The sequence below is a fragment of the Paenibacillus shenyangensis genome (assembly GCF_000346635.1).
Taxonomy (GTDB): domain Bacteria; phylum Bacillota; class Bacilli; order Paenibacillales; family Paenibacillaceae; genus Saccharibacillus; species Saccharibacillus dauci.
In genome coordinates, this window is record NZ_AOIG01000017.1 from 1 (window position 1) to 16,752 (window position 16,752).

Below are 16,752 nucleotides of genomic sequence, written 5' to 3' on the forward strand. Positions count from 1 at the left end.
TCTACAAAATAGGGGCTTGACCATCTAACGGTGGAGGCTCTTTTGCTGGTTGAAAAGGCAAAAAATGCAAAATCAATTGTTTAGACATTTAGAACGTGTGGTAATAATGCAGCGTAGCGAAATGAAGAGCAGGCACGGTTGAATGAATAGAAGTACAGTTGATACAGGCGTACGATAACCTTATTCTTCATCCGGCACGATCGGCTCATAATGAACAACCTAGATAATCCAATGATGAGAGGAGAATGAATGATGTCGAACAGACCCGAAAGTTTACCTCCACAACATCAGGAGAGACACCCTGGTATTGAATCCGAAATGACACCACGCCCGCAGTTTGATGCACCCGAATACAAAGCAGCAGGCAAACTGGAGGGCAAAGCAGCTATTATCACAGGTGGTGATAGCGGGATTGGTCGCGCAGTCGCGATCTATTTTGCCAAAGAAGGTGCTGACGTTGCGATCTTCTACAAAGATGAGCACGAGGATGCAGAAGAAACCAAAGCTCTTGTTGAAAAAGAAGGACGCAAATGCATAGCGATTGCCGGTGATATCGGAGACGAATCCTTTGCGAAAAGTGCTGTCGAAAAAGCCGTCGCAGAACTTGGAAAACTCGATATTCTGGTAAATAATGCTGCAGAACAGCATGTACAGCAGACCATCGAAGATATTTCTGCAGAGCAATTGGAGCGTACATTCCGTACTAATATCTTCGGTATGTTCTTTACGACCAAAGCTGCGATGCCGCATCTGCATGCAGGCGCATCCATTATCAATACAACATCGATCACTGCTTATCGCGGTGAGCCGGTACTGCTCGATTATTCATCCACCAAAGGAGCGATCCTGTCCTTTACCCGTGCGCTGTCCATGAACCTGGCAGAGAAAGGTATCCGTGTGAACGGTGTAGCTCCAGGCCCAATCTGGACACCACTGATCCCGGCTTCCTTTGATGAAGAGAAAGTCAAGGAGTTCGGTCAGAGCCAGCCAATGAAACGCCCAGGCCAACCAGAAGAACTCGCTCCAGCCTATGTGTATCTGGCAAGCAGCGATTCCTCTTACGTAAGTGGTCAGGTGATTCACGTCAACGGTGGCGAGATTATAAACGGTTAATACTTTGGTTTACAACGAGCGCTTAGTGAAATGAATTCTGCAGTGAGTGTAGATTACATTATGCGTTAGCGTATAGAAATAATAGAAGACGAAGGTCGTCCATGTTTGATGTGGGTGGTTCTCGTCTTTTTTTGTAGCATGGTACGGGGGATCGTTAGCCACTCCGGAAAGGAATAAGGGTATCTCCTTCAGTTAAGCCTGGAGATCCTGAATAGGATAGAGAAGCAGAGGATCTCCAGGCTTAAATGTCGTTTATTCCCTTATTCCCTTTCCTGCGTTCCATGCGTCGCGTATCATTCGTATAAGCAAAATCCGGCGGTATATCGTAGGTCTGTGAAGTGCGAATTTCTGAAGTATATATTATATATTGTTTAATATCAGCGGGATCATACAATTGATGAGGACTTAGAGAATCTGCGGAAGCTAGGAATAAGTACAACGTACTCGCAATGAACTCCTACAACCAACTATATTTTTATTAAGAACTTAGCATTAAGAATGTAGTACTCTGGATAAAATTCGCGAATGACACTGCATGCACGGAACGGAAGAAAGGAAATAAGAGCAAAGGACGACCTTTAAGCCTGGAGATCCTCATTTTCTACAACTATTAAAGGATCTCCAGGCTTAATCGGAGGACGTGCTCTTATTCCTTTCTGGAGTGCTTTATCATCAACCCCCAAGCAATCCGATATCTGCAAAACTTAACACAATAACCATTAGACTACTAAAATGCACACGTTAAACTTTTTTTGCTGTCAGTTACCATTTTCACCTTTGCTGCTCGCATACGTGTGTTATCATGGTACATACAACAATTGTAAAAGGCTGGAGATGAAGAGAAATGAGACAATGGACAGCAGCATTTACCCGTAATTTTGAAAAGTACATGTTCGCGATTATTCCTTGTACTTTGCTGCTTGGATTCGTATTATCCGATTATCTGATTGCTTATACCGGCTGGATTCCCTATCTGTTCGCTTATGTGACATTCGTGATGGGAATTGGTTGCGGACGCAAGCATTTACAGGGTGTTTTGCAAAAGCCTGCACCTGTGTTTGTAACACTGCTTTTTGCCCATGTAGCTGCACCACTGCTGGCTTATGGACTGGGTGAGCTAATGTTTGGTCAGGGTTCGCCGTACACGATTGGTCTGGTGCTGTTCACTGCTATTCCGCTGGGCGTATCCTCTGTACTATGGGTGAGTATGTCAACAGGCAATGTAGCTCTTGCCCTGGCGATGGTGATTGTGGATTCGGCGATCAGCCCGTTTGTCGTACCAGGTATTATCGAGTGGTTTTTTGGCGCCAATATCCAGTTTGATACGCTGGGCATGATTCAGGATCTGATGCTGATTATTGTACTGCCTACGCTGCTTGGTATGATTGTGTACGAAGCATCCAAAGGAAAGTTCAAGGAATGGTCTGCACCAGTGACACTGCCCGTCTCCAAACTTTGTTTTGCTGGCGTGGTCTTGCTTAATGCGGCTGCAATCGCTCCACAGCTCAGCGCACTGCGCAGCGATCTGCTGCTGGTTGTTCCGGCTGTGTTTATTATTGTGGCACTCTGCTATGGACTCGGTTACGTATGTTCTGGTATACTTCGCGCAAAAGGCAGAGAGCTGCCGGTGACGCTGGCTTATACGTCGGGAATGCGCAATATCTCGGTAGGTATGGTCATAGCCATGTCGTATTTTAGCCCGCAGACGGCTGTACCAGTCGTGCTGGGCATTATGCTTCAACAACCTATGGCAACGCTTCAATATTCTATATTTATGCGTATTGCCAGCTACCGGAGCAAGCAGAAGCTGCAGGAAAGCAAAACATCGTAAAAGGAGAGAAGCATGAAACCGTTCCGTGTCCGCCTGACCCTGATTATTATGCTGCTGCTGGGAGTGCTTGGTCTGGCAGCTGCCTTTACCATGGGGAAAATCTACAAAGATTCCCATGTGCAGACCCTGGAAGATAATATGCTGCGGGAAATTCGTCTGCTGGAGACTACATTTGATTTTAAAAATGAAGGAACACTTGGTTCGCCTACTCAAGCTGTACTCGATTATTACACGAGCCAGTCAGTGGCGATTGGCAAGCTTACTGATTCCAGAGTGACCTTTATCGAACAAGATGGAACCGTTATCGGGGACTCGCAGAGTGATCCGCGGAGCATGAATAACCATAAGGATCGCGAAGAAATTGTAGCCGCCCAGGCCAACGGGCTCGGCAGCGCGATCCGGTACAGTAATACTTTGCAGGAGAATATGCTGTATGTGGCCGCACCTGTACATAAGCAAGGGCAGTTTGACGGTTATATCCGTTTATCCATGAGTCTGCAAGCGGTAGAGAATGGGGTCCGCAGTGCATGGACTGTCATGGGCATCAGTCTCGCGGTATTATTCCTCGTGGCAGCGCTCGTCAGCTATCGGGTTGCGTCCAGTCTCACCCGGCCACTGGAGCATATTACCCGTGTCGCCAACCGGATCTCACGGCTGGATTATGGAGCCAGAGTGAAGCTGGAACGGCAGGACGAGATCGGCGATCTGGGTAAAGCGATCGATAATATGGCCGACAGTCTGGAGATGCAGCTCAAAGTCATCCGTGACAATGAAGATCTTCTGCAAAGTGTACTCGCCAATATGACCGGCGGTATGGTTATGGTGGAATTCAATGGCAATGTAGCACTGGTGAACCGCTTTGCAGAAGAGATGCTGGGGATTAGTTCCAAGCGAATTATCGGCAAATCGTATCAGGAGTTCAAGCAGCACTACGAGCTGAGCAAGCTGCTTGGTGAAGGGCTGCGCCGCAAGGAACGCATCCATGATGAACAGACCCTGTATAATCCGGAGCCACGATTGATTGAGATTGACGGAGTGCCGATGTTCGAAGACGATGATACGTACCGGGGCATGCTGTTCCTGATCCAGGACGTCTCCAATATCCGTCGTCTGGAGCGGATGCGCAGTGAATTTGTTGCCAATGTCTCCCATGAACTGAAAACGCCGATCGCTGCAGTCAAAGGCTTTGCCGAGACCTTGCTAAGCGGTGGTGTACAGGATGAGCAGACTGCACGTTCATTCCTGCAGATCATTTATGATGAAAGTGAGCGGCTGAATCGATTGATTGGCGATATTCTGGAATTATCCAAAATCGAATCCAAGCGCTCGCCGTTGAATTTCTCACCGATTCATTTGCAGCCCTTTTTTGATACAATTCGGGAAATGTTGAACTCTTCGGCAGCCAAGAAAAATATTACGATGACAATGAATGTACCGGAAGAGTTGTTTATGGAGGCGGACGAGGATCGGCTGCGGCAGATTGCTGTAAACCTGATCTCCAATGCGATCAACTATACGCAGGATGGCGGCAAAGTCACGCTCGATGTCAAAGAGGTAATGTCGCCGGAAGGTGAGGAACGCATTCAGTTTGATGTGAGTGATACAGGGATGGGCATCCCGCGCAAGGATCTTCCGCGTATCTTTGAACGATTTTACCGGGTGGATAAGGCACGTTCACGCAGTTCAGGCGGTACTGGGCTTGGATTATCGATTGTGAAGCATCTGGTGGAACTGCATCATGGAATGGTCACGGTAGAGAGCGAAGTGAATATCGGTACTACATTTACCGTGAATCTGCCGCTGCTGCAGGAGGATGAAGGAGACTTCTAATCCGGATCATATGTGACACAGAAAATACAGCTTCTCACTGATTTTAACAGATCTCTGCACACGATAAATGTAATGAAAATGCAGGCTGGCAGCTGCGGATTTGATTTACCGCTAACTGCTGGCTAATCAAATTCTATATTTTTACACTGTGTTAACAAAATAGTGATATGCTGTTCAAGGTGGATGAAATGTGAACCCATATGGAGGTTATCATGACTAAACGATTGCTGGTCATTGAAGATGAATCAACGCTGTCCCGACTGTTGTCCTACAACCTGACACAGGAAGGATATGAAGTTACAGTAGAAGACCATGGCAGTGCCGGTCTGGAACGAGCTCAGAATGAATCGTTTGAGCTGATTCTGCTGGATTTGATGTTACCGGGAATGTCGGGATTAGATATTTTACGAAAACTGCGCAGCTCCGGCATACGCACGCCTGTCGTTATTTTGACAGCCAAGAATGCGGAAGAAGAAGTCGTCGAAGGTCTCAAAGCCGGCGCCGATGATTATATTACCAAGCCTTTCGGCGTATCGGAGCTGCTGGCACGTGTAGCTGCTGTACTACGCCGGGCAACCGGTCGTGAAGATCAGCCAGTGGAAGAGAATTCCCAGGAAAGCCGTATTGAGCTGGGTGATCTGATGATCTATCCGGACAAATACGAAGTAGCACTCGGTTCCCAGCAGATTACACTGCGTCCCAAAGAGTTTGAAGTATTGCTGTATCTGGCACGCAAGCCAGGCGTGGTTATGACACGGGATGATCTGATGAATGCGGTATGGGGATTTGATTATATCGGCGGTCAGCGTACTGTTGATGTGCATGTGAGTTCTCTTCGCAAAAAGCTCGAATTGGATCCGGAATCGGTACATATCGATTCAATCCGCGGCGTAGGCTACAAACTCGTTGTCCGCAAAAAAGCAGGTGCTCCTCATTCCGGTTAACGGAATGACGGGCATCTTTTTTTGTGCAAAAAGAAGAAGAACACGAAATCAGAAATTTTTACTTGGATGATTACATAATCGCGTATTAATCTGCAAATTAAATTTACAATCATGAATTAGTCTGAGAGGAGAAGTGATACTAAAGAACTAAGGGAGACGATAGGTTTGTCTAATCTATTGCTGGAAAATCCACAAAATAAAGTAAAATATGGAGATCACCAAACTATAATAAAACAGGCAAGCACAGAGGATGCCGGTACAGAAATAACGGAGATTCGGGAAGGTGAAGAGACGAGAAATCAGTTGCCGGATACTAACGAACTGGATCGCACTTTGAGGGTCCAAAGTCCTGTCGGGCAATCATCTACACCCATAACAAACAGCGATTCTGAACAGATACTGCTGCATTACCGGATTACGATTCCATCGATTACGGCTGATGAGACATGCGGCGTGACCCTGCAGCGTTTTCGCAGGGAAGAGCAGCTGCCCTGTATTGCGGTATGCAGTGAAGCAGGAGAACCGATCGGTCTGATTATGAGGGAGCAGTTCTACCGCCGTATGGCGAGTCGATTTGCTACCGAGTTGTATGAAGGACGTCCGACCAGCCAATTTACCCGTCCGGGTATCCTGGTCATGGATATTCATACTGATGCAGCAGCAGCCGTAGATGCGGCTCTGGGGCGGGAAGGCGAAGCTTTTTATGAATGTATGCTGCTCACGGATCGGGGACAGTTGGTCGGAGCGGTCACGATTCGGGATATGATGGAACTGTCCCGTTATTTGCAATCTCTGGCGGAACAACAGCGAGTACAGTCGCTTCGGGAGACTAGTGCTTTCGTTATGCAAATCGAGCAGGCTGTGCAGACAGTGACCGGAGCTGCCTTGCATACTTCCAGTCAACTGGCAGCAATCAAGAGTCGTACGATATCCGGGCATAGTGAGCTGCAGGCAGCGAACGAAAGCTTCCGGGAGGCACAACAGCTGGTCAGCCGCCAGCGTCTTCAGGCGGAAGAAATGCTCCGGCAGACCGTTCAGGCACGTAAAGTGCTGGATGATGTCTCCCAATTGGCTGGACAGAGTACCATGCTGGCACTCAATGCTTCTATCGAAGCAGCGCGTGCTGCTCAGGCTGGCAGCGGATTTGCAGTGGTCGCTGGCGAGATGCGGCATCTGTCCAGCCGAATTACTACGCTCTCTGCCGATGTGACGAGGCTATTGAATCATCTGAATAAGATGATTGGACAATCGGCCGTATACAGCCAGACAACAGAACAGACGATGGAACAAAGTATGGCTTCTATTGTCCAGGCGGATCGTCTGTTTATCGAGATGGCCGCAGGTGCGGATGAAGCTTCGCTCCATGCGAATCAGCTGCTGGAGCGAGCCGCAGAGGCAGGTCGTCTGACCACTCTTGTATCGGCTGGATTGCAGAGCTGACAGACGATCGGAAGTTTTACATTCTCTTTACAATACGGGAGCTCTCGGTTTACAAATATCACGTATGATGTATAGATGCCAGTCGGAATCATGACCCGGTTGTGATTGCCAGACAAGAGAATCAAGGGAGTGTGACTCTGTGTCAGACATTATTCGCATTGAAGAATTGAATTTATATTATGAGAAGCATCACGCTCTTAAAAATATCGGACTTACTATTCAGGAAAAAGCAGTCACTGCATTTATCGGGCCGTCGGGCTGCGGTAAATCGACGCTGCTGCGTACATTAAATCGGATGAATGACATGATCCCCGGCACACGGATCGAAGGCAAGGTAGAGATCGCCGGTTCCGACATTTACGGAGATGAAGTGGAAGTGGAGGATCTGCGCCAGCAGGTGGGCATGGTATTCCAGCAGCCCAATCCGTTTCCCAAATCCATTTATGAAAATGTAGCCTATGGACCTCGCCTGCAGGGAATTACCTCCAAATCGCAGCTAAACGAGATTGTGGAACGCAGCTTGCGACAGTCCGCTCTGTGGGAGGAAGTCAAAGACTATCTCAAAAAGTCGGCGCTGAGTCTGTCCGGCGGTCAGCAGCAGCGTCTGTGCATTGCACGTGCGATTGCCAGCCAGCCGGATATTCTGCTGATGGATGAGGCGACTTCTGCCCTTGATCCCATCTCTACTCTCAAAATTGAAGAGTTGACGCAGGATCTCAAAAAAGATTACACCATCGTTATGGTTACCCATAACATGCACCAGGCAGCACGGATCTCCGACCAGACGGCATTTTTCCTGAATGGAGAAGTGGTAGAGTCTACGGATACGACAGAAATGTTCTCGAATCCGACCGATTCCCGCACGGAAGATTATATTTCCGGCCGATTCGGCTAAGGCGGCAGTTCTTCGCTTGTTGAATAGCTGACCGCTCCAAGCCGGTACCGGAAAAGATCAACCTGTCGTCCGGGCGCAGAAACCGACCAACTGTCATAAGCGGTGTAATCTGCATTATTCAACCAGCCTAGAGGAGGATTATGAATGCCTAACCGCAAAGGATTTGATGAAAGTCTCGGTGAACTCCGGCAACTGCTCACTGCCATGGGAGATCATGTGATCGAGGCACTTGAAGACGCGGTAAAGTCATTGCAGACGCTGGATACAGCCAAAGCCAAAGCCGTCGTGGACAATGACTATCGCCTGAATGAAATGGAAGAGAAGATCATGGATATCGGTTCACGCCTGATTGTGACCCAGCAACCGGTTGCCAAGGACCTGCGCCGTATTATTGTCGCATTCAAGATCTCCAGCGATCTGGAACGGATGGGGGATCTGGCTCGTGATGTAGCCAAAGTTACGTTGCGTATGCAGGGCTCCAACCTGATTAAACCTCTGGTAGATATTCCGCGCATGTCGGATATCGTTATGCAGATGACCCGGGATTCTATCCAGTCTTATCTGGACGAGAATACGGATCTGGCTCATAAAGTCGGTAACGATGATGACCAGGTCGATCATATGTACAGCGGCATGATTCGCGAATTGCATCAGCATATGATGGAGAATGCGGCTGACGGTCCACAGGTTATGCTGCTTAATCTAACTGGACGTTATATCGAGCGTATTGCTGATCATGCAACCAATATCGGCGAAAGTGTCGTATATCTGGTTACCGGCAGACGTCCGGATTTGAATAACTGACAATTTCATCGCAATACCACCCAAGCACCGGAACTTATCCGGTGCTTTTGTTTTGGAAAAGGGGGCCTTGTGGTATCATAGAATAAGCAATGTTATTACTGAAGAACCTCAAAATACTTACTTGTACATGTACGCTTTGACTATAGGAGGATCTATGGAAAAATTTATGTTAATAGATGGAAATAGCATTATTTACCGCGCTTTTTTTGCGATGCAGCAGCCGATGACCACATCGAGCGGTATGCATACCAATGCGGTGTACGGATTTACCAATATGCTGCTGCGGCTGCTGGAAGAGGAGAAACCGACTCATGTGATGGTCGCTTTTGATGCCGGAAAAATTACGTTCCGTCACAGCAGTTATCAGGAATACAAGGGTGGTCGTCAAAAGACACCGCCCGAGCTATCCGAGCAGTTTCCTTTACTCAAGGATTTATTGACAGCCTTTGGCATCAGCCACTACCAGCTGGAAGGTTATGAGGCCGACGATATTATCGGTACACTCTCCCTGCAAGCCGAGCAAAAAGGCTGCGAAGTAATCGTCATCAGCGGGGACAAAGATATGCTGCAGCTGGCTTCCGAGCATGTCAAAATCGGTCTGACGCGCAAGGGTGTCAGTGATATTGAAGCCTACGGACCTGCCGAGGTGCAAGAACGCTATGGTCTGACTCCTGCGCAGATTATAGATCTTAAGGGACTCATGGGTGATGCTTCCGATAATATTCCCGGTATTCCGGGTGTGGGCGAGAAGACAGCACTGAAGCTGCTTCATCAATATGGAACAGTCGAAGAAGTGCTTGATCATACGAGTGAGCTCAAAGGCAAAATGAAAGAGAAAATCGAGACCCATGCCGACGATGCACGCATGAGCAAGGAACTGGCGACCATTTTCCGTGAAGTTCCTTTTGATGAGACATGGGATAGCATGAAGTATGAAGGCATCCAGGCTGCTACCGCTGTATCTGCGCTGCAAAAGCTCGAATTCAAGTCGATTCTGCAGCGATTGGATCTGTCATCTACAGCTCCGGACGCTGTACTGGATCATCTGGATCTGGATGAATCTGCCGGACAGCAGGCTGAAGAACTAGCAGTGACAGTGATTGGTGAGGGAGAAATGGCCGAGCTGGAAGCTGCGCTTCCGCAAATTGATGTGGTGCACATCGAGAGCCGCGGAGAGAACCCGCATCATGCCAGTCTGGTTGGTATTGTACTGTCTGCACCGGATCAATATTTCTTCCTGACGCCTGAGACGCTGAAAAGTGAAGCGGCGGCTCCGATTCGCAGCTGGCTGGCGGATGAATCGATTCCAAAGGATGGTCATGATCTGCATCGCGCCGATCTGGTGCTGTTCTGGGACGATATTCCTTTTGCCGGTGCACGGTTTGATATTCAGATTGCTGCCTATCTGCTGGACCCGACCGATTCGGGTCAGAGCCTGAGCGTACTCGCTGGCCGCAGCGGACTGCCGCAGCTGCCGGAAGATGAGGCGATATTCGGCAAGGGTGCACGCTACAAGGTACCGGAAGCAGACGTACTCAGCCTGCATCTCGCCCGCAAAACAGCGACGATTCGTCAGCTTGTGCCGCTGCAGCGTGAACAGCTGGAGCAAAATGAGATGACCAGTCTGTTCGTGGATCTGGAGATGCCATTATCCCGCATTCTGGCAGATATGGAAAAGCAGGGTGTTGCTGTAAATGCCGATGAACTGCGTGCACTTGGCAAGGAGTTCGAAGGTCAGATTAATAAGCTGGTTACACAAATCTATGAGCTGGCGGGCACCGAGTTCAATCTGAATTCACCCAAACAGCTTGGTGATATTTTATTCGAGCGGCTTGGATTACCGGTGGACAAGAAGACCAAGACCGGATACTCCACCAGTGCGGATGTACTGGAAAAGCTGGCACCCTATCATGAAATTGTGCAGCTGATTTTGAATTACCGTCAGCTTGCCAAACTTCAATCCACTTATGTGGAAGGATTGCTCAAAGAGATTCATCCCAAATCCGGCAAAGTGCACACGTACTTCCGCCAGACGATTACTGCCACCGGACGCTTGTCCAGCCAATTTCCTAATCTGCAAAATATCCCGATTCGTCTGGAAGAAGGGCGCAAACTGCGCAAAGTATTTGTGCCTTCCGAGCAGGGCTGGTCGATGCTGGCGGCAGACTATTCGCAGATCGAGCTGCGTGTACTCGCCCATATTTCCGATGACCCAAGACTCAAAGACGCCTTCCTGCATGATATGGATATCCATACCAAAACGGCGATGGATGTATTCGGAGTAGACCATGAACAAGTCGACAGCAATATGCGCCGCTCTGCCAAAGCTGTCAATTTCGGAATTGTATATGGTATCAGTGACTATGGATTGTCCCAGAACCTGAATATTACGCGTAAGGAAGCATCGGAATTTATTGCCCAGTATTTTGAAGTATTCCAGGGTGTACGCCGCTATATGGATGATATCGTGAATGAAGCCAAAAAGAACGGCTATGTGAAAACGATGCTGGAACGTCGCCGGTATTTGCCAGAGATTCGTTCATCGAATTTTAATTTGCGTTCTTTTGCCGAGCGTACAGCGATGAATACGCCAATTCAGGGAACCGCAGCAGATATTATCAAACTGGCGATGGTGCATATGGACAAGGCACTCAAAGATCGGAAGCTTATCAGCCGTATGCTGCTGCAGGTACATGATGAATTGGTATTCGAAGTACCTGCCGATGAAATGGAAGAAATGAAAACTCTCGTTCCACAGGTGATGAAGGAAGCCCTGCAGTTGGCCGTTCCGCTCAAAGCGGATGTGAGCTATGGCTCCAACTGGTACGAAGCGAAATAGTATATAAAGGATAGGTGAATCATATGCCGGAATTGCCGGAAGTAGAAACAGTCAGACGCACTCTTAACACCCTGGTCACCGGCAAACAAATTGAACGGGTTACCGTATCGCTGCCACGCATTATCCAGCGTCCGGATGATCCACAGCAGTTTGCACTGGAACTGCAGGGACATACCATAGAAACCGTAGAACGGCGCGGCAAATTTTTGCGAATTGTTATGGATGGACTTGTCATGGTATCCCATTTGCGGATGGAAGGACGCTATGGTGTATATGAACAGAATGAACCGGTGGAAAAACATACCCATGTCATTTTCCATTTTACTGATGGTACGGAACTGAGATACAAGGATGTACGCCAATTTGGAACCATGCATCTGTTCAAAACAGGTGAAGATCTGGAATCCAAACCGCTGATGCAGCTCGGCCAGGAACCACTCGATCCGGAATTTACAACAGAGCAATTTATCCGGGTAATCGGCAAGCGCAAGACGATGATCAAACCGGTACTGCTTAATCAGGCGTACGTGGTAGGAATCGGAAATATCTATGTGGATGAGGCCTTATTCCGTGCCGGTATCCATCCCGAGCGAATCGCCGAGGATCTGAGCGAAGAGCAGCTGATTCGTCTGCATGAAGCTATTGTCTCGACATTGACCGATGCTGTAGCAGCAGGTGGATCATCCATCAAATCCTATGTGAACGGCCAGGGTGAAATGGGCATGTTCCAGCATAGTCTGCGCATCTATGGACGCAAAGCACAGCCCTGCTATGAATGCGGGACGTTGATTGAGAAGACGGTAGTAGGCGGCAGGGGTACACACTTCTGTCCGGTCTGCCAGCCTCTTCCGATACGACAGAAACATTGAGGTGACAGCATGAATATAGGATTAACCGGAGGAATCGCTACGGGGAAAAGTACAGTCTCCGCCTGGTTGGTACAGCATGGAGCTGCACTGGTCGATGCTGATCTGATCGCACGGGAAATCATGATGCCTGGTCACCCGGTACTGCAGCAGGTCAGAGAGCGCTTTGGAGCACATATGCTGAATATGGACGGTACACTGAACCGCAAGCAGCTGGGCGAGCATATTTTCACTCATCCCGAGGAACGACAGGCGCTGGAAGGCATTACGCATCCGGCGATCCGCGCTCTGATTCACAGCCGTGTAGCTGAGCTGGAAGCAGCCGATCCGCAGCGGCTGGTCATTGCGGATATTCCTTTGCTGCTCGAAGCAAAGGATGCTTACCAGTTCGACGAAATTATGGTCGTATATGTACCACGCGAGGTACAGCTGCAGCGGCTGATGCAGAGGGATGGATTAACAGCGGAGCAGGCAGAGAAACGGCTTGCTGCACAGATGGATATCGAGGAGAAAAAACGGATAGCGGATATTGTGATCGATAACAGCGGCACACTGGAACAGACACAGCAGCAGCTGCAGCAATTCTGGGTGAATAGAGGCCTGTCATGAACCACCTCAAACATCAACTGATCCGTAAACGGATTCTGCTGCCGCTGTTTTTGGTTGTATTGGTATTGGTATTGTTCAATACCCGCTGGCTGGCATGGATCTATCCGATCGAATACAAGAATGAAATTCGTGCCCATGCTTCGGCATATCAGGTCGATCCATTTCTGATTGCTTCCATTATCCGGGTAGAGACGAATTTCCAGCCTAGTAAGGAATCCAAAAAAGGTGCTCTTGGCGTCATGCAGCTGATGCCTGATACGGCTCAGTGGGTGATGGACAAAGCACATCTGAACAATGTATCCATGGATACGGTCAAGCATGATGCCGATCCGAATATCGAGATTGGTACCTGGTATCTGGGCAATCTGATGCAGCAGTTTGGTGGCAATGAGATTGCGGTGATCGCAGCCTATAATGCCGGCCCGAGCAAGGTGAAAAGCTGGATCAGCAGCGGCCAGTGGGATGGTACATTGGAGCATGCCAAAGACATTCCCTATGGCGAGACAAGACATTATGTGCAACGTGTATTATATTATTATAAGCAATATACCAAATTATATGACGCCTTCTGAATAGATGGAATAAACGGCATAAAGGGAAAGGAAGGTGACACTGGAAATGAAATGTCCTTATTGTGGTCACAACGGAACAAAAGTGCTGGATTCCCGTCCAGCCAATGATAACAAGTCGATCCGTCGCAGGCGGGAATGCGAGAGTTGCAGCCGCCGCTTTACCACATTCGAGATGGTGGAGGTTACTCCGCTTATCGTCATCAAAAAAGACGGCAGTCGTGAAGAGTTCAGCAGGGACAAACTGCTGCGCGGTCTGATTCGTGCCTGTGAGAAACGCCCGGTATCAGTTGACCAGCTGGACGCGATTGTATCAGAGGTTGAGAAGAGTCTGTATGCAACAGCCCTGGCCGAGGTAGAAAGTCGTGCTGTAGGGGAACTGGTGATGGAACAGCTGTATCCTGTTGATGAAGTGGCTTATGTGCGCTTTGCCTCGGTATACCGTCAGTTCAAGGATATCAGCATGTTCATGAAAGAGCTGGAAGGACTGCTGAATGACGATTCCAAACAGGACAAAAAGCATTCGATCAAGCAGGATTCTATTCTGTCACAGCATGATCGCGAACGCGAAGATCAGTAATTTGGACATATGGTTTGCCGTATCGAAAAAACAGTAAAAGAAAGCATCACCGCTTGGAGTCTCCAGCAAGGGAGACAGGAAGCAGTGATGCTTTTTTGTATAAGGTCAGAATAAAACCGCATTGCTGCTGCATACCTCCGGGGAAGGAGAGCGGCAGAAATACGGTTTATTTAGTTGAAGCAGGATTCCGATTACAGAGGTTATCGAGCTTTTATTTCTATAGAACGGTATAGCATGATTTCTGCATCAATTTGTTCCAGACGTACCAATGATTTAGCGGTTCAGCGATAGCTTGAAGTGGTCTCCTGCTTTGCCGCCGAATACGATCATACCGCTTTGTGGCAGTTTAGTGCTGTGACCACCATTAACGATAGAAGAATACGTGATTTGTCCTTTGTCATCATAGACGACAAAACCTGCACCTTTCGGAAGAGTTACATTTATTTTCTGTCCAGCCGTTTTTTTGCCCAACTTCATCCATGTAGCATGATGATCTGCCGGGATTTTCAGGGAAGAGGACGCTGAGAGAGTAGATAAGCCATCTTCACTGATAAAGGATTGTCCGTTGATCTGCAGATATTCTGTTTTGCCCTGACGGGAGAAATTCAGATCAAATGTATCACGTCCGGACATAACCGGAATCTGCATAATATTCACACTCTTGTTTGCATCTACAATTTTCGTACCCAGTGCATAACCCAGTTGAGTGTCTGCCTGGATCGTTTTGCTGATTTCTGTCGGAATCAGGTAGAATGCCGAGTTGATTTTTTCGTCAATATTATAATAGATTTTGCCATTACGCTGCTGCCATGTCTTTTTGACAGCAGAAGGGAGAGACTGTTTGTCCAGCTTTTGTCCGACATACAGAGCCATCTGGGATTGCTCCAGCTCAGGTATATTGAGATATGCATTCAGCTTCAGATACGTACTGCCATTTTTCTGGCGTTCAAAGCTGGCGAGAGCAGAGCCATCTTCACTACGGAATTTGCCTTTACCTGCATAGATATACTGCTGTGCCGGAATCATGCCGGACATCTGTGTAGCCAGTTTGAATTTGCCATTACGAATATTAACGTCAAATGTCTCACCGACGACGCCATAGGTGCCGTTATACTTTTTCATATCAGCTGGCATAGCGACTTTATCAGCTGTCGGGAACTGCTGATCTGGCAGAATACGTTTAATTGTGCCTTTATCTTTCAGTACGCGCAGCATCACTTCACTGGCTACCGCTTCATTGTACATGGAGGAACCGCCGGACGTTAATACAGCCATACTGAGCCGCTGCTCCGGTACACTAATCAGACTGGCATGATACATAAGTGTATCGCCGCCTTTGGATACAGCTTTTAATCCGTAACGATCAAATGGAGACAGCTGTACGGAATCCCAACCCAGTCCATAGTTGAAAATATTGCTTGTCTCGGATACCCACATGCCGCTGCGATATTCGGGACGTGTCATTGCATTGGTCGAAGCAGTGGACAGCAGATCTGGACGGTGTCCGGTAAGTACTTCGGCAAATTTGACTACATCTTCTGCGGTAGAGTATACGCCGCCGGTACCGATAATATTGGTATTTTCTACTGGCAAAGCCTTGTCGGTCAAGGTAGGGAAATACGTTTTCACCAGACGACTCCGGTCAAACTGATCTAGCGGTGTCAGTGTCGACTTCAGCTGTAGCGGCTTGGTGATCCGCTCCTGGATAAACTGCGGATAGCTTTTGCCACTTACTTTGGCGACCATGAGTTCAAGCAACTGGAAGCTGTCATTGGAATACACAGAGAAGGCACCCGGATCAGCTTTCAAAGTTTCATTTTGCAGCGCAGGCAGTAGATTGTCGCGATTGAATGTATTATTGTCATTGAACAGGATAGAGTTGCCATAGTGACTGCCATACAGTCCGGAAGAATGATTCATCAGAATACGCGGTGTAATCTGTTTGTATCGTTCATCCTTCATTTTGAATTCAGGCAAATAGTCGGTCAGCGGACGATCAATATCGATTTTGCCTTCATCGGCCAGCATCATTGTTGCCGCTGTTACATACATTTTGCTTGTAGAACCGATACCGAACATATCATTTTTACCAATCTTGCTGTTGCCTTTGCGACCCGATGTTCCTGCACTGCCGGAGAGAACAATTTTGCCATGATCCATTACGGCATACTGCACCCCGGTCACGCCGTATTTGTCCAACAACACTTGGGCCAGCTGTTGAGCCCGGGAGGAAGTAGCGGCAGTTACAGTCTGCGGCTTGGCAGCAGCTGCTGTTTGGGTTTTGGTTTGTTCAGCAGCAGAGATACTGCCGGTTGGCAGTAATGCCGAAGTAACGATCACGATACTCAGCAGACATTTGCTGACTTTGTTCATTGTATTCATTCTATTCAGTCCTTTCGATAGGTAGTCAGATGTCATCTCATCTGTACACA

At 48.2% G+C, this 16,752-nt stretch carries 13 protein-coding genes; 12 read left to right on the forward strand and 1 reads right to left on the reverse strand.

Going from position 1 to position 16,752, the window contains the following annotated elements; all coding sequences use genetic code 11:
• Positions 1-252: 252 nt before the first annotated feature.
• The 12 genes from H065_RS0114235 to nrdR all read left to right on the forward strand — a co-directional run bounded on the left by H065_RS0114235 (position 253) and on the right by nrdR (position 14,320).
• On the forward strand, positions 253-1,113 hold the full coding sequence (locus tag H065_RS0114235; protein WP_017813750.1) for an SDR family oxidoreductase: 861 nt from the start codon (positions 253-255) through the stop codon (positions 1,111-1,113).
• A gap of 844 nt (positions 1,114-1,957) precedes the next feature.
• Positions 1,958-2,944 carry a bile acid:sodium symporter family protein gene (locus tag H065_RS0114240; RefSeq protein WP_017813751.1) on the forward strand — a complete coding sequence of 329 codons (987 nt, stop codon included), beginning with the start codon at positions 1,958-1,960 and terminating at the stop codon, positions 2,942-2,944.
• Positions 2,945-2,956: 12 nt separating this feature from the next.
• The gene (gene pnpS, locus H065_RS0114245; protein ID WP_017813752.1) at positions 2,957-4,774 is read left to right on the forward strand and encodes a two-component system histidine kinase PnpS; all 1,818 of its coding nucleotides are present in this window, start codon (positions 2,957-2,959) and stop codon (positions 4,772-4,774) included.
• A 212-nt stretch (positions 4,775-4,986) separates the two neighbouring features.
• Positions 4,987-5,718: a response regulator transcription factor gene (locus tag H065_RS0114250; RefSeq protein ID WP_017813753.1), complete on the forward strand. Its 732-nt coding sequence runs from the start codon at positions 4,987-4,989 to the stop codon at positions 5,716-5,718.
• A 165-nt stretch (positions 5,719-5,883) separates the two neighbouring features.
• Complete coding sequence (locus tag H065_RS0114255; protein WP_017813754.1) at positions 5,884-7,158, forward strand: methyl-accepting chemotaxis protein; 1,275 nt, start codon at positions 5,884-5,886, stop codon at positions 7,156-7,158.
• Positions 7,159-7,297: 139 nt separating this feature from the next.
• A complete protein-coding gene (gene pstB / locus H065_RS0114260) occupies positions 7,298-8,053 on the forward strand; it encodes a phosphate ABC transporter ATP-binding protein PstB (RefSeq protein ID WP_017813755.1) in 756 nt (251 codons plus the stop codon).
• A gap of 144 nt (positions 8,054-8,197) precedes the next feature.
• Entirely contained in the window at positions 8,198-8,857 is a 660-nt protein-coding gene (gene phoU, locus H065_RS0114265; RefSeq protein WP_017813756.1) for a phosphate signaling complex protein PhoU, read from the forward strand.
• A gap of 154 nt (positions 8,858-9,011) precedes the next feature.
• Positions 9,012-11,696: a DNA polymerase I gene (polA, locus tag H065_RS0114270; protein ID WP_017813757.1), complete on the forward strand. Its 2,685-nt coding sequence runs from the start codon at positions 9,012-9,014 to the stop codon at positions 11,694-11,696.
• A 23-nt stretch (positions 11,697-11,719) separates the two neighbouring features.
• Positions 11,720-12,565, forward strand: coding sequence for a DNA-formamidopyrimidine glycosylase (gene mutM / locus H065_RS0114275; protein ID WP_017813758.1), 846 nt, complete (start codon positions 11,720-11,722; stop codon positions 12,563-12,565).
• Between the two features lie 9 nt (positions 12,566-12,574).
• The gene (gene coaE / locus H065_RS0114280) at positions 12,575-13,171 is read left to right on the forward strand and encodes a dephospho-CoA kinase (protein WP_017813759.1); all 597 of its coding nucleotides are present in this window, start codon (positions 12,575-12,577) and stop codon (positions 13,169-13,171) included.
• Positions 13,168-13,743, forward strand: coding sequence for a lytic transglycosylase domain-containing protein (locus H065_RS0114285; protein ID WP_017813760.1), 576 nt, complete (start codon positions 13,168-13,170; stop codon positions 13,741-13,743). Before coaE ends, H065_RS0114285 begins: the two co-directional genes overlap by 4 nt.
• Before the next feature lie 46 nt (positions 13,744-13,789).
• Entirely contained in the window at positions 13,790-14,320 is a 531-nt protein-coding gene (gene nrdR, locus H065_RS0114290) for a transcriptional regulator NrdR (protein WP_017813761.1), read from the forward strand.
• A gap of 273 nt (positions 14,321-14,593) precedes the next feature.
• On the opposite strand, the gene H065_RS0114295 is transcribed toward nrdR, so the two are convergent.
• On the reverse strand, positions 14,594-16,702 hold the full coding sequence (locus tag H065_RS0114295) for a serine hydrolase domain-containing protein (protein ID WP_017813762.1): 2,109 nt from the start codon (positions 16,700-16,702) through the stop codon (positions 14,594-14,596).
• Between the last annotated feature and the right edge of the window lie 50 nt (positions 16,703-16,752).

Bases quoted from the DNA above. Each gene is read 5' to 3' on its own strand.
- H065_RS0114240 (WP_017813751.1), top strand. From the start codon at position 1,958: ATGAGACAATGGACAGCAGCATTTACCCGTAATTTTGAAAAGTACATG.
- polA (WP_017813757.1), top strand. From the start codon at position 9,012: ATGGAAAAATTTATGTTAATAGATGGAAATAGCATTATTTACCGCGCT.
- nrdR (WP_017813761.1), top strand. From the start codon at position 13,790: ATGAAATGTCCTTATTGTGGTCACAACGGAACAAAAGTGCTGGATTCC.
- phoU (WP_017813756.1), top strand. From the start codon at position 8,198: ATGCCTAACCGCAAAGGATTTGATGAAAGTCTCGGTGAACTCCGGCAA.
- H065_RS0114235 (WP_017813750.1), top strand. From the start codon at position 253: ATGTCGAACAGACCCGAAAGTTTACCTCCACAACATCAGGAGAGACAC.
- H065_RS0114295 (WP_017813762.1), bottom strand. From the start codon at position 16,702: ATGAATACAATGAACAAAGTCAGCAAATGTCTGCTGAGTATCGTGATC.
- H065_RS0114285 (WP_017813760.1), top strand. From the start codon at position 13,168: ATGAACCACCTCAAACATCAACTGATCCGTAAACGGATTCTGCTGCCG.
- H065_RS0114250 (WP_017813753.1), top strand. From the start codon at position 4,987: ATGACTAAACGATTGCTGGTCATTGAAGATGAATCAACGCTGTCCCGA.
- pnpS (WP_017813752.1), top strand. From the start codon at position 2,957: ATGAAACCGTTCCGTGTCCGCCTGACCCTGATTATTATGCTGCTGCTG.
- mutM (WP_017813758.1), top strand. From the start codon at position 11,720: ATGCCGGAATTGCCGGAAGTAGAAACAGTCAGACGCACTCTTAACACC.
- coaE (WP_017813759.1), top strand. From the start codon at position 12,575: ATGAATATAGGATTAACCGGAGGAATCGCTACGGGGAAAAGTACAGTC.